A 22,691-nucleotide genomic window follows, 5' to 3' on the forward strand; every position below is an offset into this window, starting at 1 on the left:
AGATGATCCACATGGACAGGAACACAAGTCCGCTCTCCCCGCTTTCCGATGAAACTGTCGGTGAAGTCGCAAGGAGTACAGTCCTCAATGAATACCCGAGTGATGAAATCACCCGGTTCAAACAGCTCTACGCCGATCATTACGGCATCCGTCCGGAACAGATGGAAGTCGCCAACGGCTCTGATGAGTGGATACAGAAGACTATCATGACACTTGGACAGCGTGGCGTCATGGCCCTCTCCCCCGATTTCGTCATGTACGAAGAGTATTCCAGGCAGACGGACGCCCCGTTCTACACGGTGCCATGTGATGCAGGGTTCCGTTTCAACTTTGATGAGGTGATACGCTCCATCGAGGAGAAACGGCCGTCTTTATTCCTGATATCCATGCCACACAATCCTACCGGCCAGCTCTTTGATGCTGAAGTGCTCGAGCGTCTCTCACAGGCTATGAAGGCTGCCGGCGGCTATCTCGTGCTGGATGAAGCATATGCTGAATTCGCACCGGCCTACCGGAGACCTGCAGGGGAACATGTCATCATCATACGCACGCTCAGCAAGATTTTCGGCATTGCCGGACTCAGGGTCGGCATCGCAGTTGCGGATGGGGAAACTTTCAGCCGCATCACCCGGCTGAACCACCCCTACCCCGTGAACTCCCTGTCTTTGAACCTCGCATCACGGATATTCGAAAACAGGGATCAGCTGAAAAAGTTCACAGATTACCAGCTGGCATCAAAGAAACAGCTTGACGCAGCGTTCCGCCCGCTCGGGAACAGGATAAAGACAATCGAATCCAGTACCAACTTCATCTTCACCTACGGCAGGAACGCACGATCCCTCGGAGAGTACCTGGAAGAAAACGGCTATCAGCCGAGGATGTACGATACACCGCCTTTAGGCGATGTCGTCCGCTACTCCATCATCAGGCTTGAAGATTATACGGGTCTCAAAAAATTAATCAATGAATGGAGCACACAATATGATCAGGAAAGAAAGATCGACACAGGAAACACGGATTTCCATTTCACTCGATGATGAAAAATCATTCAAAGAATCAAAGATCTCCACAAATGTCGGCTTTTTCGACCACATGCTGACCCTCCTCAGCTTCCATTCGGAACTCTTCCTTGAAGTGGAGGCAGACGGCGATAATGAAGTGGATGACCATCATACAGTCGAAGATGTGGGCATCATACTCGGCCAGCTGATCCGGGAACTGTATACAGAAAAGGAGTCGTATCAGCGTTACGGAACGACATATATCCCCATGGATGAATCTCTGGCGCGTGTTGTGCTCGACCTGTCGGGACGCCCGCATCTGAATTTCCAGGCGGAATTCTCCAAAGAGAAAGTCGGCACGTTCGATACAGAGCTCGTCCTGGAATTCTTCAACGCCCTCAGCATGAACAGCAGGATGACGCTGCATATCGACCTTCTCAAGGGTGGTAATACGCATCATGAAATTGAAGCGGTGTTTAAGGCGTTCGCGAGAAGCCTGAAAGCAGCGCTAAAGGCCGGCGGGTCTGGCATTCCCTCCTCCAAAGGAGTCATTGAATGATCGGCATCGTCGACTATTCCCTGGGCAATATCCAAAATGTCAAAAACGCTCTGGACAAGCTGGGATATCCATATCTCCTCTCCAGTGAGCAGAGTGAGTTAGAAAGCTGCGACACCGTCATCCTGCCGGGAGTCGGGCATTTCGGGAATGCAATGCAGGCGATTGAATCACTCGGCATAAAAGACACACTGCTTGAAATCGCCGGATCGAAGCGGATCATCGGCATCTGTCTGGGCATGCAGCTTCTGTTCGAATCAAGTTCCGAAGGGAACAGGGAAGGTCTCGGTCTGCTGAAAGGGCATGTCCGCAGAATGGATACACCGTTCACCATCCCCCATCTCGGCTGGAATACACTGGACAGCGGATATAAGTCCCTCGACGGCAGGGATGTTTATTTCATCCACAGCTATATGGTCACGGAGGCAGAAGACGTCATCGCCACCAGCGGATACGGCACTGATGTGCCGGCCATCGTCCAAAAAGACAGCATCATCGGTATCCAGTTCCATCCCGAAAAGTCCGGCGCCGCCGGACTCGAAATACTGAAAAATGCCATTGAAGGAGGCTTCTGATATGAATATCATTCCGGCCATCGACATCATCGACGGCAGAAATGTCCGACTGAAGCAGGGGGACTATGACCAGAGAACAGCAATGAAACGTACACCGGAAGAAGCCATCCGCTTCTACTCCGGCTTCAGACAGGTGGGACGCATCCACATCGTCGACCTCATGGGCGCACTCAAACAGGATGCGCAGGAGTCGACCGTAATCGAAAAGCTCAAATCCCAGACAGACCTCCCCCTCCAGATCGGCGGCGGACTGAGGAACATGGAGACTATACGGCAATATGACAGAATCGGCATCGATTACTTCATACTCGGCACAAAAGCGATTCTGGATACTGACTGGCTCAAAGAAGCTGTCCGGGAGTTCCCCGGTCGCATATTCGTGGGCACAGACGCCAGGGAGAATGATATCTATGTCAACGGCTGGACGGAAAACAGTGATATCACCATCGATGAGTACATCAGAGAGATCGAAGGTCTGGATATCGCCGGCATCATCTACACGGATATAAACAAGGACGGTATGAACCAGGGCCCGAACTTCGAGAACACCCGGCGCATCAATGAGTTGACACGGCACAAAGTCATCGCAAGCGGCGGGGTCAGAAACAAAGAGGATCTGGATAAGCTTGGAGCACTGGGTGTCCGGGACGCGATTGTCGGCAAGGCCAGTCACAACGACTCATTCTGGAGGGACATCAAATGATAAAGAAAAGAATCATCCCATGCCTGGACGTCAAGGACGGCCGGGTCGTCAAGGGCGTCAATTTCATCGGTCTCCGTGACATCGGAGACCCTGTGGAACTCGCCAAAAGATACAATGAGGAAGGCGCCGATGAACTCGTCTTCCTGGATATTTCAAAGACGCAGGAGGGCCACGACCTGATGATTGACGTCATCCGCGATACGGCAAAAGAACTCTTCATCCCGCTGACTATCGGAGGCGGGGTCTCATCCGTCGGCGACATCCGCCAGCTGCTCGGTGCAGGCGCGGACAAAGTCAGCATCAATTCCGCTGCGCTCAGGGACCCCGGACTGATAAAGACAGCAGCCGATGTATTCGGCAGCCAGTGCATATGCATCGCCATCGATGTGAAATACGACGCTGTCAAAGCGGATTATTTCGTGTTCACACACGGTGGTTCAAAAGATACCGGCATCCGCGCCTTCGAATGGATCGAACAATGCGCCGCACTCGGGGCCGGTGAACTGCTCATCACAAGCATGGATCATGATGGTGTGAAACAGGGGTTCAACACCGTATTCCTGAAGCAGGCAAAAGAACTTGTCGACATTCCCATCATTGCCAGCGGAGGCGCCGGCGACCCGGGTCATTTCATCGAACTCTTCCGTGAAACGGATGTATCCGCCGGTCTCGCCGCCTCCATCTTCCATAACCGGGAAGTCGATATTGAAGATTTGAAGTATAAGCTGCAGGACGAAGGATTCGAGGTGAGGCTCATATGAAACCGGACTTTGGAAAAGGCGGCGGACTCCTGTCCGTCATATTGCAGGATCACAGGACCCATCGTGTGCTGATGAACGGCTTCATGAATGAAGATGCATACCAGAAAACCCTGGATGAAGGGGTGGTGTGGTTTTATTCCCGCACTAAGGAAAGGCTCTGGAAAAAAGGCGAGACAAGCGGCCACATCCAGATCGTGAAGGAAATGGCGCTCGACTGCGACCGGGATGCCCTCCTCATCCGTGTCGAGCCGAAGGGGCCAACCTGCCACCTCGGTACAGCCAGCTGCTTCGGCGACTCAGACTTCAGCCTGCAGACACTTGAGAAGATCGTTGCTCAGAAAGTGGACCATCCAAAGGAAGGGTCCTATACTAAATATTTGACGGAGGAGGGCATCGACAAAATACTCAAAAAGTGCGGTGAAGAAATGACGGAGGTCGTGGTTGCATCAAAAAACGATGACCGGCAGGAACTCATCAATGAAACGGGGGACCTCGTCTATCACCTCCTCGTCCTCCTCAGGAATCAGGGCATTTCGCTGAAGGATGTCGAGGAGAAGCTGAAAGAACGTCACGGGGAAACACTGTCCTACAAAGTACGCGGGGAAATAGAAGAATGGTAATATATAGATGAATATACTACCAGGAGGTTCTGATATGGATGACGAGTCCAAAAAGACCATGAACACTTATTTGGCCATGGGCATATCTCTCGGAATCACGTTCGGCGCAGTCCTCGGACTCCTCGCGTACATCCTGTTCTGGAATGTCATGCTCATACCGGCAGGCATCATTTTCGGCATTACCGTCGGGCTTGCTGCAGGTTACATGTACGGAAGAAGACGTGCGGACAAGACACCGCCGAAACAAAAAGAATGATATTGTATGAAAAGCGGCTGCACCAGAGGGGCAGCCGCTTTTCATTATTCAGCATCAAGCATAGAAATCCCTGATTCGGGTAGAGGAATAATGAATCCGTAAAGCATATGATGATTTTTTACAAGGAAGGGGATTGGCATGAGTGGAAAATTTGATGCGAAAACTGTCGCGACAGCATTTGTCATCGGGATACCCGTCGGTCTGGTCTTCGGTCTGATGATTTCCATCCTGACAGGAAGCTATGTCTATATCTGGGCTCTCGGCATCCCGCTTGGCATCATATTCAGCATTATCATGGCAGTACCGATGGTGAAAGGAAAAAACAAATCATCCAGGGAAATGGCCGATGATGAAGACGAGAAAAACTATCAGGATGACACCATGAGGCAGTAGAACATAAAAATTCCGGGATTGATCCCGGAATTTTTATGTTCTGACACAGATTAGATTATTCCCATTAAAAATGCGGCTGCCATGGCAAGAAGGCTGAAGCCCCATACCCAGAAGATTGCATATCTGATGTAACGGCCCATCTCGATACCCGCGAGCCCGACGGCCAGCCAGAGTGCCGGAGAGAACGGGCTTATGAAAGTACCGATGATATTGCCGATCATGAGTGAATAGGCGGCAGTAATCTGATCGACGCCATGCACAGAAACTATCTGCTCCACGACAGGCAGCAGTGCAAAATAGTAAGCATCTGTGTTCAGGACCAGTTCGAGCGGTGCACCGAATATACCAATGATATAATGAAGGTATGGTATCAGGAAGCCCGGCAATATCACCACTATATCTTCTGCCAATGAATCGAGCATGCCACTGTTCTCGAGTATGCCGAGGAAAGAACCGGCCGCAAGGATGATTGCCGCCATCATCAGTGCACTCGGTGCATGTGCCCGTATACGCTGCATCTGAACATTCATATCCGTATAGTTCACAGGGAGTGCAATACTTACCGCAAGCATGAATATGAGTCCGGCAGGGAGCGCTCCCCACATGAGAAACGCCACGACAAGCAATGTCAGAAGCAGGTTGAACCATAGCAATCCGGGTCTTTCAAGCTCTGCAGCCGACTCGTCTTTCTCTTCGCTCAGTGTGAATTGATTGAAGTTTATATCGCCGTTTAACAGACCGTTCTTTTTAAGCCGGTTCTGTTCGAGTTTTCCTACCAGGGCACCCATGGATGCCAGCAGTATAATAAGGATCCCCTGCAGTGGAATGAGCGGCCGCCATAATTCCGGAGGTTCCACACTCAGCACGGCCGCTGTACGCCCGAGCGGCCCGCCCCACGGCACCATATTCATGATACTGGCACTCATACCTATAAGCATGACGAGCATATAGGGGCTCATGTTCAGTTTCTTATACAGCGGGAGCAATGCCGGTATGGTTATCAGGAAAGTTGAGGCACCTGAACCGTCCAGGTGCGCAATCGCACCGATTAATACCGTGGCGATTGCGACCAGGACAACATTGCCGCGGGAAAGTTTAACCATCTTATTGATAATCGGATTGAACAATCCTGTATCCTGCATGACTCCAAAGAACAGGATGGCGAAGACAAACATGATAACTACGGAAATGACGGAATTTATGCCATCATTGAAGAACTCCGTAATTTCTCCAAACCCGAATCCTGCGGCGAGCGCACCGATGAACGGCACAATCACCAGCGCAACAATCGGGTTAAGCTTTTGAGTAATTAACAATGTTACGATAATAGCTATGACCAATAAACCAATAATGCTAAGCATAGACCTACTCCTTGATCCTCAAATTCCCCTTATCATAATTTCATATAATCCTTCTACAATAAGTAACAACAGAAATATTGCCAGTTATTATGAAAACGCGTCAGCAAGCGCTTTCATAATAAGGTGAATAAAATCCCATGTGAAAACCCTTTAATGATATTTCATTATAAATGACCATCAAAATAAAATAAAGACTTGAATTTTTAGAATTTTTACTGTTCAATAATTTGTCATTACCATCTAAACACTTCTTCAGGTTTAATCAATTTACTAATTAAATACACACTCTTCCCGTACCTGGTTGTAAGACTTTTGACTATTAGATATCATAGGGATAATTATACACAGTAGGAGGAATACCCATGATCAGCATCTATGAATTTAAACCACGGTTCCAGCGGATGCTGCTGCCGATCGTGGACCGTCTGTACCGTATGAATATAACGCCCAATCAGGTGACCATCGCCGCCTGCTTCCTTTCAGTCCTGCTCGGTATAATGTTCTATCTCAACCATGAGAGCATCCTGGTCTACATCATTCTGCCAATCTTCCTGTTCATACGCATGGCGATGAATGCAATTGACGGCGTGCTCGCAAAAAAATACAACATGCAGACGTCACTCGGAAAATTCCTCAACGAACTGACGGATGTCATAAGCGACGCCGCCCTCTTCCTTCCTTTCATGCTCCTTGCAGAGGGTGCGGAAATTACAGTCATTATTTTCATACTGTTCAGCCTGACGAGCGAAATGGCCGGGGTCATAGCGGAGACAGTGTCCGGCGAAAGGCGCTATGACGGCCCCATGGGTAAGAGCGACCGCGCTTTTCTGATTGGTCTGCTGTCTGTTCTCATCGCTTTGGGACTGCCTGTTGATCCATATTTGTGGATTATATTCCTCGCAGCCTCTCTCATGATTGTTCTTAATATCTTCAAACGCATCAAAAATGGACTGGAGGTAAATATGTAATGAACCTGAACCTTATTACCGAAGAAGTGCTCTATGTACTGGTCGCCATCGTCGCAGTCCTCATTTCGTCTTCAGTCATCTCTTTCATAATGAAGAAGCGCCGGCCAGGCAAAACCTTGGATGAAGTCTCTTTGAGAATCCGTTCCTGGTGGATGATGTTCGCCATCTTCACCATCGCACTCGTCATTCACTCGACAATCTCCCTGATTTTCATGGCGCTGCTGTGTTTCCTTGCACTTAAGGAGTTCTTTTCACTCATACCGTTCAACCGTGCCCACAGACTTGTGCTCTTTTGGGCATACCTGACCATTCCGATACAGTTTTTCTTCATCTACATCGGTTCATACGGCATGTTCATCATATTCATTCCCGTATACATGTTCCTGCTTATCCCGATACAGGCGATCATCGTCGGGGAGACCAAAGGCTTTCTACACTCGATCGCTTCTGTCCAGTGGGGTATCATGCTCATGGTCTTCGGACTTTCCCACCTTGCATACCTCCTTGTCCTCCCGGGCAAAGAGAACAGTGTGGCGGGTGCCGGTCTGGTGCTGTTCCTGGTAGTGCTGACCCAGGTAAACGACGTCGCGCAGTTCATATGGGGCAAGATGCTCGGGAAAAGGAAGATCCTCCCGAAAGTCTCCCCTAGTAAAACATGGGAGGGCTTCGTCGGCGGCGCACTGACGACGACACTCATTGCGGTCCTGCTCGCACCCCTCATCACACCTTTCTCCCTGATCTCAAGCATGATTGCGGGACTGTACATCGGACTGACAGGGTTCATAGGGGATGTGAATATATCTGCAGTAAAACGTGATCTGAACATTAAAGATACATCAACCGCCATACCCGGGCATGGCGGCATACTGGACCGGGTGGATTCTCTGACCTACACTGCCCCGCTGTTTCTCCATTTCACCCGGTTCTTCTACTTTTAGGATGTGGATATGATGAGAAATATACTTTTTTCCATACTTGTCCGGCCGTTGATACTGTTCATTCTCGGCCTGAATATCAGACACTATGAAAGGCTGCCCGCAAAAGGGCCATGTGTCATCATCGCCAATCATAACAGTCACCTGGACACACTGGTCCTGATGTCTTTATTCAAAGGCAGGTCATTCAGTAAAACGAGGCCCGTGGCTGCCGGGGATTATTTCATGAGGAATAAATATCTGAAATTCTTCTCGACAAAGGTGATGAATATCATTCCGATACATCGCAAAATCACAAAAGATTTCAGGGGAATGTTCGAACCAGTCCTGGAATCCCTTGACGAAGATGGTATCATCATCCTGTTTCCCGAAGGTTCACGCGGCGAGGCGGAACAGCTGAGCAAGTATAAAAGCGGCATCTATTACCTCATGCGGGAACGGCCCGATGTCCCAATCATTCCAGTGTTCATGCATGGTCTCGGCAAAGCGCTGCCCAAAGGCTCGAAAGTCTTTGTGCCGTTTTTCGTGGATGTTCTGATCGGTGAACCTTTCAATTATACGGACAACCGGAAAGTATTCATGGAGACTCTCAACTGCAGTATGGATAAGCTGCAGGAAGAAGGGCGTTTCAGATCATGGTGATGCTGCTCATCTTCCTGTGGGGATTCAGTGAAGCGACCTGGTTCTTCATAATCCCCGATGTCATCCTTTCACTGTACGCCCTGACTGCATCGGACTTCACAAAAGTTGCCCGGACCAACATCTTCTGTCTTGCCGGCGCCATGACCGGCGGACTGATCCTTTTTCTGACAAGTGTACACCACCATGCTTTCGTCCAGGAATGGATTTCACGAATCCCCGCCATACACGGATATATGATTGAGCATGTGAATCGTACAATGGGGGAAGATGGCCTGGCTGCCATTCTGTTCGGACCACTGTCCGGAGTACCGTACAAGTTATTTGCCATGGAAGGTCCCGCCTACACAGGTCTGTTCAGTTTCATGCTCATCAGCATACCTGCACGCCTCATTCGTTTCATCGCTGTTTCAGCCATCGCATTTTTCCTCTCCCGCATAACTTTTGCATCCCTTCATATGAAATGGAAGATTCTGATGTGGGCTGCTGTCTGGGTCATTGTCTATACCATCTATTTCGGTGTCCATCCGCTTTAAATGCTCTGGACACCCTTTTCATTTGAAATCTCTCATGCCTCCTTGACAGCAATGTAAAAACTGGCATATAATCCTTATATGTTTAGTAGGAATTAAAGGAGGTGTGCGCACCATGAAAGTCAGTTTGAAGGAAGTCAACAAATCATTCCAGAAAGGTAAAGGGGAGACGCTTGAGGTTCTGGATGACATTGATTTCAATATTTCAGAGGGCGAATTTGTATCATTGATCGGTCCGTCGGGATGCGGCAAATCCACGATATTGAAACTGGTCGCCGGCCTGGATGCTCCGACTTCCGGGGAAGTGCTGATGAATGGCAGGACAGTCACCGGCCCCGGAACTGACCGTGTGGTCGTCTTCCAGGAGGGTGGACTGTTTCCATGGATGACAGTGATTGAAAATGTTACATACGGGCTCCTGCGCAAGAAGATGAGCAAAGAGGAAGCCCATGAAAAGGCAATGGAGGGGCTCAGAATGGTCCATCTGGCCAACTTCACAGGTTCGTATCCCCACGAGCTGTCCGGCGGCATGAAGCAGCGTGTGGCCATTGCCCGTGCACTCGTCATGGATCCTGATGTCCTTCTGATGGACGAACCGTTCGCGGCACTTGATGAACAGACGCGCCTTGTATTGCACAAGGAACTGCAGAGGATCTGGCAGGACACGGGGAAGACGATACTGTTCATCACACATAATATCAGGGAAGCACTGACACTCTCGGACAGGGTGCTGCTCATGAGTACAAGACCGGGCTCCCTGAAGAGGGAGTTCACCGTTCAGGCGGCACGTCCCAGGGATCCCTCGGACAGTAATGTTGTGGATCTGGAAAGGCGCGTGATGGAAGATCTGGAAGAGGAAATGGAAAAAGTGCTTAAGGAGGAATTTGGCGATGACTACCATCTTGAGAAGAGTCGTGTTCGTGATAGTGATCATAGCAATATGGGAAGTCATATCTAAGGCCGGAATCTTTCCGACCTTCATGTTTCCGCCCCTGATCATCCCGAGCGTGCCCGGTGGTGTCACAGTGCTCAAGACGCTGGCCGGCGGCATAATGTCCGGTCAGATCCTAGCAGCCACGGGAGTGACACTCAGCCGGCTGCTCATCGGTTTTCTGATTGCCGTGGTCCTCGGCCTTACATTCGGGTTCCTGATCGCCCGCTTCAAATGGGTGGATGATACACTGGGATACTTCGTCACCGCTCTGCAGTCCATTCCGAGCATTGTCTGGTTCCCACTGGCAATCGTCTGGTTCGGGCTTGGGAACACGGCAATCCTATTCATCGTGGCGATCGGCGCCACATGGACGATGACCGTCAACTCAAGTGCCGGCTTCAAGAACGTGCCCTCAATCTACATCAATGCGGCACGAACTCTCGGCTCATCAGGAGCACACCTGCTCAGAACCGTCATACTGCCCGCTTCGGTACCCCATATCATTTCAGGCCTCCGGGTCGCATGGGCATTCGCATGGCGCGCCATCATGGCCGGTGAGCTGCTCGGAGCAGCCGGCGGACTCGGCTACCTGCTCGACCTCGGCCGCTCAACACAGGCCATGGATCTGGTACTTTCGATCATGATCGTCATCGGCTTAATCGGCACCATCATAGACAACCAGGTGTTCCTCAGGATGGAACGCTCTGTCTCCAGAAAATGGGGACTCAGAACATAGTGAGAGGATGAATTACATGAAAAGAACACTCATCGGTTTTTTAATAATGATGACACTAATCATCTCCGGCTGCGGTGCTCCAGAAGATGAGGCGGAAGAAGTGCGCATCGGATACTTTCCGAACTTCACACATATCACTACAATAATCGCTCTTGAGAACGGCTACCTCCAGGAGGAATTCGGAGAGGACATTTCAATCGATACGATGACATTCCCTGACGGCAGTGCATTCATGGAGGCAATGTCGACGGATGAATTCGACATCGGGACCGTCGGCCCCTCCCCGACAACAAATACTTATTTGAGGAATCCGGCCCATGAGATCATTGCAGGTGCCGTAAACGGCGGTGCGGTACTCGCTACAGCCGAGAATGCAGGAATCGGGAGCGTGGAGGATCTGGAGGGAGCGAGAATCGCCATCCCTACCATCGGCTCCACCCAGGACATCATGCTGCGCAAAGTCCTTGAAGATGCGGGGCTCACTGCTGACGACGTTGAAATGGTGCCCCAGGCACCTGCCGACACTTCCGGCCTCTTCCTCCAGGGTGATGTGGATGCCGCGGCTACACAGGAGCCGTGGGGTGTATTCCTTGAAAACCAGGCCAACGCCGACATCCTGCTCGACGAAGAGGAATTTGCATGGGGCACTGACTCCACGACTACAGTCGTGACCGCCCGCCAGGGATTCACAGACAGCAATCCGGAACTCACAGAAGGTTATATCCGTGCACATATGAAGGCCGTCGAATTCTTCCAGCAGAACCAGGAGGAGGCCGTGCAGATATTTGTCGACCATATTGCTGAAATTTCCGGCCAGGAACTTGATTATGAGGAGACACTCGAGGCCAGCAACCGGCTGAATCCGACCTATGAGATCAATGAGGAGGTACTGCAGGAAATGGCAGCCATCAGCAGCGAGGCTGAATACACACCTTCAGATGAAATCGAAGGGCTCGTCAATACCGAATTCCTCGATGCAGTACTTGAAGATGATGAATGATAAAAAGCGCGGGATCAACATGAGTTGATATGCTCCCCTTGTAGTAGACAGAGAAATAATAAACACTCTGTAAATACTATAAGGGGAGATTTCTATGTCTAAGCGAACCAGTAAACATACATTAGATGAAAAGGTGAATATCGTCCGACAGGTGGTGGATGAGAACCGATCCATCCATCGCGTATCCAAGCACTATCAATTATGGGAAAGTACACTTAAAAATTGGGTGTATCGGTATGAGACATATGGTATGGACGGTTTAAAGGAATCAAAAATGTGGAAGCACTATTCAGAAGAAACCAAGCAGAACGCTGTGAAAGATTACCTGAACCATAAAGGCAGTCTGAGAGATATCAGCCAAAAATATCAAATGAGCAGCACTTCAGTTTTACGTCGATGGATATCCAAGTATACTGGTGGTAAATCACTTAAATCCACTGGGAAAGGGATGTCTAAGATGACTAAAGGCCGTAAAACAATATGGAAAGAGCGTGTTGAAATCGTACAATACACGCTCGCAAGAGATCGGGATTACCATGGGGCCGCGGAAAAGTATGATGTCTCTTATCAGCAGGTGTACAGCTGGGTAAAGAAGTATGAATCCGGGGGCACTATGGCATTACAGGACCGTCGCGGCAAAGGACTGGCGTCGAAAGAGACGTTAACAGATGAAGAACAGCTCCAGCTAAAGATCAAAGAACTGGAACATCGAAATCAATACTTAGAGGCTGAATCCGGTCTGTTAAAAAAGTTGAAAGCCATCGAAAGGCGGGATCCGTTCAACTCGGTCGATATACCCGGTACTTTCAGGCGATATATGAATACCATCAAGAGACCCACACATCGATTCAACACCTATGTGACATTCTGGGTGTTTCGCGGTCAGGATATTATAAGTGGGTGAACCGGGCGCCGACGCCCCATGAAGAAGAAAATCAATGGTTACTGGGCGTTGTGAAGACCATGTTCAATGAATTTAAGGGCATCTATGGCTACCGTCGCCTGACAATGAATATTAATCGTAGACATGGCACACAATATAATCATAAGCGAATCCGTCGATTACTCATTAAACTGGGGCTCCGGTCCTGTATCCGCCGGTCTAACGGGTATTGTACGAAGACCGGTTATCAGAATATCGAAGCCAATCACTTAAACGGCGCCTTCACTGCCACGGCGCCGAATGAGAAATGGTTGACTGATGTCACCTACCTTAAATATGGCATCGGTCAGAAAGCATATTTAAGTGCCATTAAAGATGTCTATGATGGGTCTATCGTGGCGTACAAAGTACGAAAAAGGAATGATAATCCACTGGTCATGGATACACTCAAAGACGCGATTGAAATGTATCCGGATGCCACACCGATGATCCATTCGGATCGCGGCTCACAGTATACATCTAAAGCATTTCGTCAAATCACGACAGAAGCCGGAATGACACGCAGTATGTCCCGACTGGCGACGTGCACGGATAATGCACCCATGGAAAGTTTCTTCGGCCATTTTAAGTGTGAGTGTTACGATTTAAAGATGTATACGACGTTTGAAACATTGGAAGCTGATATTGAACAATACATCAAATTTTATAATCACGACAGATTTCAAGCGAAACTAAACAGCCTGTCCCCGATGGAGTTCCGGGCACAGGCTGCAGCATAATTATTTTATTATTTACGTGTCTACTTGACGGGTGGCAGTTCAAGTTGATCCCGCGCTTTTTAATTTTACCGTGTTGTTTCCGCAGCATGCGATTCAACCATGTCAATGAAATACTGATGGAATACTGTGGAATCGGTGAGCTCCGGATGAAACGAGATGCCGAGATGGTGTTCCGAGCGTACCGCAACGATTTTGCCGCCGGTTTCGGAAAGGATGTCCACCCCGCTGCCGACTGACACGATATGCGGGGCACGGATGAAGACCGCTTCCGCTTTTTCGTCTATGCCCTTAACATCCAGTTGTGCTTCAAAACTGTCGACCTGCCGGCCGAATGAGTTCCTCGCGACAGTGATATCGAGCTTTCCCAAGTGGCCTCCGCTCCGGTCTGTCACGTCTGCGGCAAGCAGTATCAGTCCGGCGCATGTGCCGAACATGGGAAGGCTGCTTCGCCGGAGCGCTTCTGTGAAGCCATAGCGGTCCATCAGCCGGCGCATCGTGGTGGATTCGCCGCCCGGGAGGATTAGGCCGTCTATATACTTAAGTTCCTCCACCCGTTTGATGGGCACCGCTTCATGGCCGCATGCTTCGACAAGGTCCGCATGCTCCCTCACAGCCCCCTGCAGGGCGAGTATGCCGACGTTCATTACCATCCGCGTTCCTGCATCCTATCTTCCAGCGACAGCTGGCTGATATCGATGCCTGCCATCGCCGAACCAAGCTCTTTCGCCAGCCTGCCGATCAGTTCGTAGTCCTGGTAGTGCGTCGTCGCTTCAACGATCGCCTTGGCAAACTTCTCCGGATTCTCCGACTTGAACACGCCTGAGCCGACGAATACACCGTCTGCACCGAGTTCCATCATGAGCGCCGCATCCTGCGGCGTCGCAACGCCGCCTGCCGCAAAATTCACGACCGGCAGTTTGCCGAGTTTCTTTATCTCCCTGAGGACATCGTAAGGTGCACCCTGGTTTTTCGCCTCGGTCATGAGTTCATCATCGCTCATCACTGAAATCTGACGCACTTCCTGGTTGACCATCCTCATGTGCCTGACCGCTTCGACAATATTGCCGGTGCCAGGTTCCCCCTTCGTGCGCAGCATGGAGGCGCCTTCCCCGATCCGCCTTGCCGCTTCGCCGATGTTGCGGCAGCCGCATACGAACGGAACCGTATAATCATCCTTTTTTAGATGGAATACCTCATCCGCCGGCGTAAGGACTTCAGATTCATCTATATAGTCCACTCCAAGCGACTCCAGCACCCTCGCTTCGGTGATGTGTCCGATCCTGCACTTCGCCATTACCGGTATGGATACCGCGTCCACCACTTCTTCGACGATGCGCGGATCGCATGCCCTTGCGACGCCGCCCGCTGCCCTGATATCGGATGGCACACGTTCAAGCGCCATGACCGCAACAGCTCCCGCCGCTTCAGCAATTTTGGCCTGCTCCGCATTGACGACATCCATGATTACGCCGCCCTTCTGCATTTCCGCCATACCTCTTTTGACCCTTTCAGTTCCTGTCTGCTGCATGCTTACGACTCCCTTTCCTATTGAGATTATACTAAAATAGTATAGAATAAGATCTGAACACTCTAAAGTATCAGTTTGAAATAGATTGAGGAGGTCAGATTATGCTGATCAGTCTGGACAAGAATTCGGGCATCCCTTTATTCGAACAGATTTATGATATCATCAGGCAGCAGATCATCGACGGCGAACTTGAGAATGATGAGAGACTCCCGAGCAAGCGTCAGCTGCAGCGCGACCTTTCCATCAGCCAGACGACGATTGAAAATGCCTACGGCCGCCTGCTGGATGAAGACCTGATATACAGCAGGGAGAAAAGTGGCTATTTCGTCACCCCTGTTGCACAGCTGAAAGGGGGAAACAGGGAGACCGCAGCCGACATAGTGAGGAAAAAGAAAAAGTACTACACCCTGCCCCCTGGCACGATTGATACAACGATTGTCCAGAGTGATGTACTGAAGCATATCGCCAGGGAGGTATTTTCTGATGATGAGCTGTTGAACCTCGGGGATGAAAGCGGGGAAAGGAGGCTCAGGGAGCAGATCAGGCATTACCTGCATATCAACAGGGGCGTCAACTGTTCAACCGATCAGATCTTCATCGGACCCTCCACGGAATTCCTGCTCGAGCAGCTTCTCTATCTGATGGGGCATCCGGCAATGACAATCGAGGACCCGGGCTATCCCGTCATCAAAAAGGTTCTGCAGCGGCTCGGCAGCAAAGTCGATTTCGCCCCGGTCAGAGAGGACGGCGTGGATGTCGGAACCGTTCTTGCCCTCTCCAACCCGGTCGTCCACGTCACTCCATCCCATCAGTTTCCGAGTGGTGTCGTCCTGTCGCTTCAAAAGCGCATTCAGCTGCTGAATCATGCAGACGCCGCGGGCAGCTATATCATCGAGGATGACTATGACAGTGAATTCAGATACACAGGACGGCCTCTGTCCTCAATGCAGGGACTCGATCAGAACGACCGGACCATTTACATGAGCACATTCTCAAAGGCACTCTATCCCTCGCTCAGGCTCTCCTGCATGGTGCTGCCGAAGAGGCTGGCGGAACTTTATTATGCAAAGCGTCTTTCATGCAATGTGCCGCGGCAGATGCAGCTCATCGTCGCCCATTTCATGGAGCGCGGTTATCTGGAGCGGCATATCAACAGGGTGCGCAAAATCTACCGTACAAAGATGGAGGCTGTGACCTCGTGGCTCAGGAGGGAATATGAAGGCATTGAAATATACGGGGATCATACCGGCATGCATTTCATGCTGAGTGTACCGGGTACAGACCTCCATACCCCGGCTGAAAAACACAGCATAGTCCACGGCAGCAGGTATTCGCAATCGGAGGGACTGACGGATACAGTTCTGATCGGCATCGGCGAAAAGAGTGCGGAAGAGATAATGGATATACTGGCGGCATTTCTCGGGGATATTTTCCCATAATAAAAAAGCACGGATATTTCCGTGCTTTTTGAATGGGCCTAAGTGGACTCGAACCACCGACCTCACGCTTATCAGGCGTGCGCTCTAACCAGCTGAGCTATAGGCCCCCACTATGTAATTAAAAAAGTGGAGACTAGCGGGATCGAACCGCTGACCTCCTGCGTGCAAAGCAGGCGCTCTCCCAGCTGAGCTAAGCCCCCATGAAACATATATAGGAAAATGCGGGTGAAGGGACTCGAACCCCCACGTCGTAAAGACACTAGATCCTGATTCTAGCGCGTCTGCCAATTCCGCCACACCCGCGTAATACAAATCGGGAAGACAGGATTCGAACCTGCGACCCCTTGGTCCCAAACCAAGTGCTCTACCAAGCTGAGCTACTTCCCGTGGCTGTACAAGCGCGCCCGAGAGGAGTCGAACCCCTAACCTCTTGATCCGTAGTCAAACGCTCTATCCAATTGAGCTACGGGCGCATATATAATAATTTGAGTTGTTTGTTTCAAAAAAAATAAAACGGCATGACCGCTTAATAAAAATGGAGCGGAAGACGGGATTCGAACCCGCGACCCCCACCTTGGCAAGGTGATGTTCTACCACTGAACTACTTCCGCATTATAGTGAATGGTGCCGGCCAGAGGACTTGAACCCCCAACCTACTGATTACAAGTCAGTTGCTCTACCAATTGAGCTAGGCCGGCTATTATTAATGGTGGAGAATGACGGGTTCGAACCGCCGACCCTCTGCTTGTAAGGCAGATGCTCTCCCAGCTGAGCTAATTCTCCTGTAGGGCTTATTAATAACGTCGACTTTTATATAATATACCATGAACAGCATTTTAGTCAACACTTCCGGCGTTTTTATTATTGGAATAATACACCCGGGAGTTCCGGGTGCATCATTCTGGTACTTTTACATCATTTCATCCTCATATAAGGGAACAGGAGCACATCCCTGATGGAGGCAGAGTCCGTCAGCAACATGACAAGGCGGTCGATGCCGATGCCCAGTCCGCCTGTGGGCGGCATGCCGTATTCAAGCGCCTCGAGGAAGTCCTCGTCCATTTCGTGGGCTTCGTCGTTGCCCGCTTCCTTTTCTGCCACCTGTGCTTCGAACCGTTTCCTCTGATCGATCGGGTCGTTGAGCTCGGTAAATGCATTGGCATGTTCACGTCCGACGATGAAGAGCTCGAAACGGTCTGTAAATCTCGGGTCCTCCGGATTCTGTTTCGCAAGCGGGGAAATTTCAATCGGATGACCGAATATGAATGTCGGCTGTACAAGCGTATCCTCCACTCTCTGCTCGAAGAATTCATTGAGTATATGACCGTAGGTCATGGACGGCTGGACTTCAATGCCATGCTCTTTGGCAAGCGCATGGGCTTCTTCGTCCGTCCTGACTTCATAGAAGTCGACGCCCGTCTGTGCCTTGACGGCATCCACGATGTGTACACGTCTCCACTCCGGTGTCAGGTCGATTTCCTGTCCATCATACTGGACAATCATGGAACCTGTTACATGGTTTGCGATATATGCAATCATTTCTTCCGTAAGGTCCATGATGTCATGGAAGTCCGCATAAGCCTCATACAGCTCGATCATTGTGAATTCAGGGTTATGCCTTGTGGATATCCCTTCGTTCCTGAATACCCTGCCGATTTCGTAGACTTTTTCAAGTCCCCCGACAATCAGGCGTTTCAGATGAAGTTCGATTGCAATGCGCATGAACAGTTCCATGTCGAGTGCGTTGTGATGGGTGACGAAAGGACGTGCCTGCGCCCCGCCGGCGATTGTATGCATCATCGGCGTCTCGACTTCCAGGAAACCGCGCTGGTTCAGATAATTGCGCATCTCCTGGATGATCAGGCTGCGCTTGATGAACGTCCCTTTGGAATCTTCGCTTGTAATCAGGTCCAGGTAACGTTTGCGGTAACGCTCCTCGACATCCTTCAAGCCATGATATTTATCCGGCAGCGGTCTGAGTGCCTTTGTCAGCGAAGTGAACTCCTGCGCCTTCACAGAAAGCTCTCCTGTGTTCGTCTTGAACATGACACCTTTGACACCGACAATATCGCCGAGGTCGGACTGGTTCCATATATCGAAGGCCTCCTCGCCAATCTGGTCCTTGCGGACATAGATCTGGATCTGACCGTTGATATCCTGGATATGGGCAAAGCCCGCCTTGCCTTTGCCGCGTTTTGTCATCAGCCGCCCTGCAATCACTGTACCGGAAATATCTTCCTTCTCGGCCAGTTCCTCTTTCGTAAACTGGTCCCACTCCTCTTTGAGACGATCCGTATATGCCGTGCGTTCGAATTTCTCTCCAAATGGATCGATTCCGAGATCGATCAGCTGCTGCATCTTTTCACGTCTGACCGCTATCTGGTCATTCAGTTCTTCACTCACGTATCTCTCTCCTATACTGTCATTTGTTTTTTATTTGCCTGGTGTACTTCCATGAAGTCATCGATGATTCCCGCAAGCTCCAGGCGTGACTCCGCCTGGTTGATCTGCCTGCGCATATTGCCGTTGCCTTTGATGCCCTTCAAGTACCATGACGCATGCTTACGCATCTCGAGTACTGCCAGTTTTTCGCCCTTAAGATGGATCAGACGGTCCATGTGCAGTTTCATGATGTCCATCTTCTCTTCCATTTCAGGTTCTGCCGCAAGTTCTCCCGTCTTCAGATAATGCACCGTCCGGTAGATCATCCACGGATTGCCGAGCGCCTCGCGGCCGATCATGACCGCATCGACCCCCGTCTCATCCAGCATCTTTTCAGCGAGTTCCGGGGATGTGACATCACCGTTGCCGATGACCGGAATGCTGACGGCCTCTTTGACCCGTCTGATGACACCCCAGTCTGCAACCCCTTCGTACATCTGCTCCCGTGTCCGTCCATGCATGCTGATTGCGGCAGCGCCGGCACGCTCCGCCATCTTTGCATTCTCGACAGCGTAGATATGATCACTGTCCCAGCCGATGCGCATCTTCACCGTCACCGGCTTCGATACATTTTCGACCACGGCGCTGACCATGTCGTAGATCTTATCCGGGTCGAGGAGCCAGCGTGCGCCCGCTTCACAGCGGATGATCTTGGAAACCGGACATCCCATGTTGATATCGATGATGTCCGCCGTCGTATTCTGATCCACATATTTCGCCGCTTCAACAAGCGTGTCCTTCTCCCCGCCTGATATCTGGAGGGACAGGGGACGTTCATTCTCATCGATGTAAAGCATGCGCATCGTCTTTTCATTGCCGAATAAAAGTGCCTTGTCGCTGATCATTTCGGCACATACGAGCCCGGCGCCGAATTCTTTGACGGTCAGCCTGAACGCTGCGTTGGAGACGCCCGCCATGGGGGCAAGCACCACACGGTTTTCGATCTGCACATCTCCGATTTTAAACATTCTTCTCACCGGCTTCCAGTTCTTCCTTCAGCGTCTGCACGGTCTTACCAAATACCGGATGGATCCGTCCGCCCGCAATTTCGGCCAATGGTTCCAGAACGAACGCGCGCTTGTGCATCTCCGTGTGTGGAATGCTCAGGTCATCAAGGGAGAGTTCCAGATCTTCATACAACAGTATATCGATATCTATTGTCCGCGGGCCCCATACTTCCTTGCGCACCCGGCCGAGTTCATGTTCGATGGCCAACACCGTCTCCAGAAGCTCCAGAGGTGAGATGCGCGTATCAACCTCTACACACATGTTGATGAAGTCGGGCTGGTCCGTCTTGCCGTAAGGCTCTGTCTCATACAGTGACGATCGTTTCGTCACACTGATTTCGTTCTGTCCATCGAGCCTGCGGACGGCAGAATCAAGGTTCTCCCTGCGGTTCCCCAGGTTGCTCCCGAGACCCAAATATGCAACTGCCATTATTCTTCCCGCTTTCTGTTCAGTGTAATGCTCACATTATCATAATTTCCCTCGATGGGAGGGTTTGGCTTCGCTATTGTCACTTCTGTCTCTATTATTTTATCATACCGGTCAAACAGGGCTGCCGACACTTTTTCAGCCAGATGCTCGATCAGGTTCACAGGCGGGCCTTTGATGATTTCCTCGATCATTTCATAAGCTTCACCGTAATGCACAGTCTGCTCCAGGTCGTCATGCTTAGAGGCTGCCGAAAGATTAAGATACATCACCACATCCGTGATGAAGAACTGGCCGAGCTTTTGCTCCGCGTCGAAGACACCGTGATAGGCATAGGTCTTGATACCATTCAATCTGATGTTATCCATCGAGGTCCCCCTTCAGTCTGACATAGGCATCGACCAGCTTGCGGTTCAATGCGACATTATGGACGCGCACACCGGCGACACCTTTGTTGATGCCGTGAATCGTTGTCGCCGCTGTCGCCTCATCGCGGGCATGGGCGGGAGCCTCTTCACCCATGAGTTCTTTGACCATCCGTTTACGGCTCGTCGCAAGGAGCACAGGGTAGCCGACTGCGACCAGCTCATCGAGACGGCGCATGACTTCCAGTTCCTCTTCACGGGACTTTACAAAGCCTATCCCCGGATCAAGCCAGATGTTCCCCTCTTTTACACCGTGGGATTTGGCGAGTTCCGCAGACTCCACAAGCTCACGGATCATGTCTTCCACCACATCCCCGTACGACGCATGATCATTATTGTGCATCAGGAATATCGGAGCATCGAAGTCACGGGCGGCGTCAAGAATCGTTTCATCATATGTTCCGCGCCACTGGTCATTGATCATGGTCGCGCCGGCTTCAAGCGCCCGGCGTGCCACAGGTCCCCGGAAAGTGTCGATGGAAATGTCCGGTCCGAGATCCCGTATCGCTTCTATTACCGGCACAACGCGGCTGATCTCTTCCTCCTCTGTGATTTCCTTATGGCCGGGACGCGTTGAATAGCCCCCGACATCTATGATATCCACACCTTCATCAACCATGCTGCGCGCACGAACGGATGCGTCTTCCACAGAATTATATTTCCCGCCGTCACTGAATGAATCCGGTGTCACATTCAGTATGCCCATTATTTTGAGCCGCTCCATACTATCATCCTCTATTCCATAATAATAGACATATTATAACACGTCCCGGGGGAGAAATATAATGGCCTGCGCCAAAAATAAAATACCATACCCCGCGCGGGGTATGGTATCTGGCCACCAGTGGTTCTTAATCTTCAAAGTTGAAAAGCGGTGTGGAAAGGTATCTCTCACCATTGGATGGCAGGACCGTGATGACGTTCTTGCCTTTGCCCAGTTTCTTGGCCACCCGGATGGATGCTTCGACTGCGGCACCCGAAGATATGCCTCCGAGAATCCCTTCTTTTGCCGCCATTTCACGCGCCCTTTCCATTGCTGCTTCGTTGCCCACGGTCACGACTTCATCGTACACTTCAGTATTCAATGTACCCGGTACAAAACCGGCGCCGAGGCCCTGGATCTTATGGGGTCCCGGTTCCCCGCCGCTCAGTATGGCTGAGTCTTCAGGCTCAAGCGCATAGATTCTGAGTTCAGGATGTGCCTCTTTCAACACTTTTCCTGCACCTGAAATCGTACCGCCCGTGCCGATTCCGGATACGAACCCGTCGACGGAAAGCCCCTCAGTCTGCTCCACAAGCTCTCTGCCTGTCGTTCTCGCATGGATCTCAGGGTTCGCCATATTCTCAAACTGCTGCGGCATGAAGTAGCCATGCTTCTCTGCAAGCTCCTCCGCCTTTTTTATCGCGCCTTTCATACCTTCGGCGCCGGGGGTCAGAATCAGTTCCGCCCCGTATGCCTTGAGCAGGTTGCGGCGTTCCTTACTCATAGTATCCGGCATGACGAGTGTCGCCTTGTACCCTTTGCTGGCGGCGACCATGGCAAGACCGATACCAGTGTTACCACTCGTCGGCTCTATGATGGTCGTGTCTTTATCAAGTTTGCCCTCTTTTTCCTCCGCTTCGATCATCGAGAGCGCGATTCTGTCTTTTACAGAGCTTCCAGGGTTCATGAATTCAAGCTTAACGTAAATATCAGCTGAGTCATCATCAGTAAGGTTGTTCAATTTTACAAGTGGTGTGTTGCCGATTACTTCTGAAATATTATTATAAATTTTACTCATAATATGCTC

The 22,691-nt window shown here is 50.7% G+C and carries 25 protein-coding genes, 8 tRNA genes and 1 pseudogene; 17 read left to right on the forward strand and 17 right to left on the reverse strand.

Going from position 1 to position 22,691, the window contains the following annotated elements:
* Positions 1-2 precede the first annotated feature (2 nt).
* The 8 genes from C792_RS0113600 (at position 3) to C792_RS0113635 (ending at position 4,865) form a co-directional block, all read left to right on the forward strand.
* Positions 3-1,037, forward strand: coding sequence for a pyridoxal phosphate-dependent aminotransferase (locus C792_RS0113600; RefSeq protein WP_017550013.1), 1,035 nt, complete (start codon positions 3-5; stop codon positions 1,035-1,037).
* Complete coding sequence (gene hisB / locus C792_RS0113605; protein ID WP_017550014.1) at positions 982-1,560, forward strand: imidazoleglycerol-phosphate dehydratase HisB; 579 nt, start codon at positions 982-984, stop codon at positions 1,558-1,560. Before C792_RS0113600 ends, hisB begins: the two co-directional genes overlap by 56 nt.
* The gene (gene hisH / locus C792_RS0113610) at positions 1,557-2,132 is read left to right on the forward strand and encodes an imidazole glycerol phosphate synthase subunit HisH (protein ID WP_017550015.1); all 576 of its coding nucleotides are present in this window, start codon (positions 1,557-1,559) and stop codon (positions 2,130-2,132) included. Before hisB ends, hisH begins: the two co-directional genes overlap by 4 nt.
* Before the next feature lies 1 nt (position 2,133).
* A complete protein-coding gene (gene hisA, locus C792_RS0113615) occupies positions 2,134-2,835 on the forward strand; it encodes a 1-(5-phosphoribosyl)-5-[(5-phosphoribosylamino)methylideneamino]imidazole-4-carboxamide isomerase (protein ID WP_017550016.1) in 702 nt (233 codons plus the stop codon).
* The gene (gene hisF / locus C792_RS0113620; RefSeq protein WP_017550017.1) at positions 2,832-3,596 is read left to right on the forward strand and encodes an imidazole glycerol phosphate synthase subunit HisF; all 765 of its coding nucleotides are present in this window, start codon (positions 2,832-2,834) and stop codon (positions 3,594-3,596) included. Before hisA ends, hisF begins: the two co-directional genes overlap by 4 nt.
* The gene (gene hisIE, locus C792_RS0113625) at positions 3,593-4,216 is read left to right on the forward strand and encodes a bifunctional phosphoribosyl-AMP cyclohydrolase/phosphoribosyl-ATP diphosphatase HisIE (RefSeq protein WP_017550018.1); all 624 of its coding nucleotides are present in this window, start codon (positions 3,593-3,595) and stop codon (positions 4,214-4,216) included. Before hisF ends, hisIE begins: the two co-directional genes overlap by 4 nt.
* Positions 4,217-4,250: 34 nt before the next feature.
* On the forward strand, positions 4,251-4,472 hold the full coding sequence (locus C792_RS14560; protein ID WP_017550019.1) for a glycine zipper domain-containing protein: 222 nt from the start codon (positions 4,251-4,253) through the stop codon (positions 4,470-4,472).
* A gap of 138 nt (positions 4,473-4,610) precedes the next feature.
* Positions 4,611-4,865, forward strand: a complete 255-nt coding sequence (locus C792_RS0113635; protein ID WP_017550020.1) for a hypothetical protein — start codon at positions 4,611-4,613, stop codon at positions 4,863-4,865.
* Positions 4,866-4,915: 50 nt separating this feature from the next.
* On the opposite strand, the gene C792_RS0113640 is transcribed toward C792_RS0113635, so the two are convergent.
* Positions 4,916-6,226: a CitMHS family transporter gene (locus C792_RS0113640; protein ID WP_017550021.1), complete on the reverse strand. Its 1,311-nt coding sequence runs from the start codon at positions 6,224-6,226 to the stop codon at positions 4,916-4,918.
* Between the two features lie 362 nt (positions 6,227-6,588).
* Here C792_RS0113640 and C792_RS0113645 point away from each other — a divergent pair, with 362 nt between their 5' ends.
* The 8 genes and pseudogenes from C792_RS0113645 to C792_RS14805 all read left to right on the forward strand — a co-directional run bounded on the left by C792_RS0113645 (position 6,589) and on the right by C792_RS14805 (position 13,633).
* Positions 6,589-7,194 carry a CDP-alcohol phosphatidyltransferase family protein gene (locus C792_RS0113645; protein ID WP_017550022.1) on the forward strand — a complete coding sequence of 202 codons (606 nt, stop codon included), beginning with the start codon at positions 6,589-6,591 and terminating at the stop codon, positions 7,192-7,194.
* Positions 7,194-8,132 carry a phosphatidate cytidylyltransferase gene (locus tag C792_RS0113650; protein WP_017550023.1) on the forward strand — a complete coding sequence of 313 codons (939 nt, stop codon included), beginning with the start codon at positions 7,194-7,196 and terminating at the stop codon, positions 8,130-8,132. The genes C792_RS0113645 and C792_RS0113650 overlap by 1 nt, the downstream gene beginning before the upstream one ends.
* 12 nt (positions 8,133-8,144) lie before the next feature.
* Positions 8,145-8,771: a lysophospholipid acyltransferase family protein gene (locus C792_RS0113655; protein ID WP_017550024.1), complete on the forward strand. Its 627-nt coding sequence runs from the start codon at positions 8,145-8,147 to the stop codon at positions 8,769-8,771.
* Positions 8,765-9,304, forward strand: coding sequence for a hypothetical protein (locus C792_RS0113660; RefSeq protein ID WP_017550025.1), 540 nt, complete (start codon positions 8,765-8,767; stop codon positions 9,302-9,304). The genes C792_RS0113655 and C792_RS0113660 overlap by 7 nt, the downstream gene beginning before the upstream one ends.
* A 112-nt stretch (positions 9,305-9,416) precedes the next feature.
* Positions 9,417-10,259, forward strand: coding sequence for an ABC transporter ATP-binding protein (locus C792_RS0113665; protein WP_017550026.1), 843 nt, complete (start codon positions 9,417-9,419; stop codon positions 10,257-10,259).
* Positions 10,192-10,971, forward strand: a complete 780-nt coding sequence (locus C792_RS0113670; RefSeq protein ID WP_026090377.1) for an ABC transporter permease — start codon at positions 10,192-10,194, stop codon at positions 10,969-10,971. The genes C792_RS0113665 and C792_RS0113670 overlap by 68 nt, the downstream gene beginning before the upstream one ends.
* Before the next feature lie 16 nt (positions 10,972-10,987).
* Entirely contained in the window at positions 10,988-11,971 is a 984-nt protein-coding gene (locus C792_RS0113675) for an ABC transporter substrate-binding protein (RefSeq protein ID WP_017550028.1), read from the forward strand.
* A 94-nt stretch (positions 11,972-12,065) separates the two neighbouring features.
* Positions 12,066-13,633, forward strand: a pseudogene (locus C792_RS14805) (IS3 family transposase).
* A gap of 65 nt (positions 13,634-13,698) precedes the next feature.
* Here the strand turns inward: C792_RS14805 and pdxT are convergent.
* Both pdxT and pdxS read right to left on the reverse strand, forming a co-directional pair.
* Entirely contained in the window at positions 13,699-14,277 is a 579-nt protein-coding gene (gene pdxT, locus C792_RS0113690; protein WP_026090379.1) for a pyridoxal 5'-phosphate synthase glutaminase subunit PdxT, read from the reverse strand.
* The gene (gene pdxS / locus C792_RS0113695) at positions 14,277-15,161 is read right to left on the reverse strand and encodes a pyridoxal 5'-phosphate synthase lyase subunit PdxS (protein ID WP_017550032.1); all 885 of its coding nucleotides are present in this window, start codon (positions 15,159-15,161) and stop codon (positions 14,277-14,279) included. Before pdxS ends, pdxT begins: the two co-directional genes overlap by 1 nt.
* A 101-nt stretch (positions 15,162-15,262) precedes the next feature.
* On the opposite strand from pdxS, the gene pdxR reads away from it, so the two are divergent.
* Positions 15,263-16,600 (forward strand): MocR-like pyridoxine biosynthesis transcription factor PdxR, encoded by a 1,338-nt coding sequence (gene pdxR / locus C792_RS14570; RefSeq protein ID WP_017550033.1) that lies wholly within the window; start codon positions 15,263-15,265, stop codon positions 16,598-16,600.
* Between the two features lie 33 nt (positions 16,601-16,633).
* On the opposite strand, the gene C792_RS0113705 is transcribed toward pdxR, so the two are convergent.
* The 14 genes from C792_RS0113705 to cysK all read right to left on the reverse strand — a co-directional run bounded on the left by C792_RS0113705 (position 16,634) and on the right by cysK (position 22,682).
* Positions 16,634-16,707: transfer RNA gene (locus C792_RS0113705), tRNA-Ile, on the reverse strand.
* A gap of 20 nt (positions 16,708-16,727) precedes the next feature.
* Positions 16,728-16,800, reverse strand: a tRNA-Ala gene (locus C792_RS0113710).
* Positions 16,801-16,820: 20 nt separating this feature from the next.
* Positions 16,821-16,903: transfer RNA gene (locus tag C792_RS0113715), tRNA-Leu, on the reverse strand.
* A gap of 10 nt (positions 16,904-16,913) precedes the next feature.
* Positions 16,914-16,987, reverse strand: a tRNA-Pro gene (locus tag C792_RS0113720).
* Positions 16,988-16,999: 12 nt separating this feature from the next.
* Positions 17,000-17,073, reverse strand: a tRNA-Arg gene (locus C792_RS0113725).
* A 63-nt stretch (positions 17,074-17,136) separates the two neighbouring features.
* Positions 17,137-17,211, reverse strand: a tRNA-Gly gene (locus C792_RS0113730).
* A gap of 11 nt (positions 17,212-17,222) precedes the next feature.
* Positions 17,223-17,298, reverse strand: a tRNA-Thr gene (locus tag C792_RS0113735).
* A gap of 9 nt (positions 17,299-17,307) precedes the next feature.
* Positions 17,308-17,383: transfer RNA gene (locus tag C792_RS0113740), tRNA-Val, on the reverse strand.
* Positions 17,384-17,515: 132 nt separating this feature from the next.
* Positions 17,516-19,003: a lysine--tRNA ligase gene (gene lysS, locus C792_RS0113745; protein WP_017550034.1), complete on the reverse strand. Its 1,488-nt coding sequence runs from the start codon at positions 19,001-19,003 to the stop codon at positions 17,516-17,518.
* An 11-nt stretch (positions 19,004-19,014) separates the two neighbouring features.
* A complete protein-coding gene (dusB, locus tag C792_RS0113750; RefSeq protein ID WP_017550035.1) occupies positions 19,015-20,010 on the reverse strand; it encodes a tRNA dihydrouridine synthase DusB in 996 nt (331 codons plus the stop codon).
* Positions 20,003-20,479 (reverse strand): 2-amino-4-hydroxy-6-hydroxymethyldihydropteridine diphosphokinase, encoded by a 477-nt coding sequence (folK, locus tag C792_RS0113755; RefSeq protein ID WP_017550036.1) that lies wholly within the window; start codon positions 20,477-20,479, stop codon positions 20,003-20,005. The genes dusB and folK overlap by 8 nt, the downstream gene beginning before the upstream one ends.
* Positions 20,479-20,844: a dihydroneopterin aldolase gene (folB, locus tag C792_RS0113760; protein WP_017550037.1), complete on the reverse strand. Its 366-nt coding sequence runs from the start codon at positions 20,842-20,844 to the stop codon at positions 20,479-20,481. The genes folK and folB overlap by 1 nt, the downstream gene beginning before the upstream one ends.
* Positions 20,837-21,625, reverse strand: coding sequence for a dihydropteroate synthase (folP, locus tag C792_RS0113765; RefSeq protein ID WP_017550038.1), 789 nt, complete (start codon positions 21,623-21,625; stop codon positions 20,837-20,839). The genes folB and folP overlap by 8 nt, the downstream gene beginning before the upstream one ends.
* A 127-nt stretch (positions 21,626-21,752) precedes the next feature.
* The gene (gene cysK, locus C792_RS0113770) at positions 21,753-22,682 is read right to left on the reverse strand and encodes a cysteine synthase A (protein WP_017550039.1); all 930 of its coding nucleotides are present in this window, start codon (positions 22,680-22,682) and stop codon (positions 21,753-21,755) included.
* Between the last annotated feature and the right edge of the window lie 9 nt (positions 22,683-22,691).

The sequence above is a fragment of the Salinicoccus carnicancri Crm genome, from assembly GCF_000330705.1.
GTDB lineage: Bacteria > Bacillota > Bacilli > Staphylococcales > Salinicoccaceae > Salinicoccus > Salinicoccus carnicancri.

Excerpts from the sequence above, each read along its gene's own strand:
- C792_RS0113600 (WP_017550013.1), top strand. The coding sequence starts at position 3 with ATGATCCACATGGACAGGAACACAAGTCCGCTCTCCCCGCTTTCCGAT.
- hisB (WP_017550014.1), top strand. The coding sequence starts at position 982 with ATGATCAGGAAAGAAAGATCGACACAGGAAACACGGATTTCCATTTCA.
- hisH (WP_017550015.1), top strand. The coding sequence starts at position 1,557 with ATGATCGGCATCGTCGACTATTCCCTGGGCAATATCCAAAATGTCAAA.
- hisA (WP_017550016.1), top strand. The coding sequence starts at position 2,134 with ATGAATATCATTCCGGCCATCGACATCATCGACGGCAGAAATGTCCGA.
- hisF (WP_017550017.1), top strand. The coding sequence starts at position 2,832 with ATGATAAAGAAAAGAATCATCCCATGCCTGGACGTCAAGGACGGCCGG.
- hisIE (WP_017550018.1), top strand. The coding sequence starts at position 3,593 with ATGAAACCGGACTTTGGAAAAGGCGGCGGACTCCTGTCCGTCATATTG.
- C792_RS14560 (WP_017550019.1), top strand. The coding sequence starts at position 4,251 with ATGGATGACGAGTCCAAAAAGACCATGAACACTTATTTGGCCATGGGC.
- C792_RS0113635 (WP_017550020.1), top strand. The coding sequence starts at position 4,611 with ATGAGTGGAAAATTTGATGCGAAAACTGTCGCGACAGCATTTGTCATC.
- C792_RS0113640 (WP_017550021.1), bottom strand. The coding sequence starts at position 6,226 with ATGCTTAGCATTATTGGTTTATTGGTCATAGCTATTATCGTAACATTG.
- C792_RS0113645 (WP_017550022.1), top strand. The coding sequence starts at position 6,589 with ATGATCAGCATCTATGAATTTAAACCACGGTTCCAGCGGATGCTGCTG.
- C792_RS0113650 (WP_017550023.1), top strand. The coding sequence starts at position 7,194 with ATGAACCTGAACCTTATTACCGAAGAAGTGCTCTATGTACTGGTCGCC.
- C792_RS0113655 (WP_017550024.1), top strand. The coding sequence starts at position 8,145 with ATGAGAAATATACTTTTTTCCATACTTGTCCGGCCGTTGATACTGTTC.
- C792_RS0113660 (WP_017550025.1), top strand. The coding sequence starts at position 8,765 with ATGGTGATGCTGCTCATCTTCCTGTGGGGATTCAGTGAAGCGACCTGG.
- C792_RS0113665 (WP_017550026.1), top strand. The coding sequence starts at position 9,417 with ATGAAAGTCAGTTTGAAGGAAGTCAACAAATCATTCCAGAAAGGTAAA.
- C792_RS0113670 (WP_026090377.1), top strand. The coding sequence starts at position 10,192 with ATGACTACCATCTTGAGAAGAGTCGTGTTCGTGATAGTGATCATAGCA.
- C792_RS0113675 (WP_017550028.1), top strand. The coding sequence starts at position 10,988 with ATGAAAAGAACACTCATCGGTTTTTTAATAATGATGACACTAATCATC.
- pdxT (WP_026090379.1), bottom strand. The coding sequence starts at position 14,277 with ATGAACGTCGGCATACTCGCCCTGCAGGGGGCTGTGAGGGAGCATGCG.
- pdxS (WP_017550032.1), bottom strand. The coding sequence starts at position 15,161 with ATGCAGCAGACAGGAACTGAAAGGGTCAAAAGAGGTATGGCGGAAATG.
- pdxR (WP_017550033.1), top strand. The coding sequence starts at position 15,263 with ATGCTGATCAGTCTGGACAAGAATTCGGGCATCCCTTTATTCGAACAG.
- dusB (WP_017550035.1), bottom strand. The coding sequence starts at position 20,010 with ATGTTTAAAATCGGAGATGTGCAGATCGAAAACCGTGTGGTGCTTGCC.
- folK (WP_017550036.1), bottom strand. The coding sequence starts at position 20,479 with ATGGCAGTTGCATATTTGGGTCTCGGGAGCAACCTGGGGAACCGCAGG.
- folB (WP_017550037.1), bottom strand. The coding sequence starts at position 20,844 with ATGGATAACATCAGATTGAATGGTATCAAGACCTATGCCTATCACGGT.
- folP (WP_017550038.1), bottom strand. The coding sequence starts at position 21,625 with ATGGAGCGGCTCAAAATAATGGGCATACTGAATGTGACACCGGATTCA.
- cysK (WP_017550039.1), bottom strand. The coding sequence starts at position 22,682 with ATGAGTAAAATTTATAATAATATTTCAGAAGTAATCGGCAACACACCA.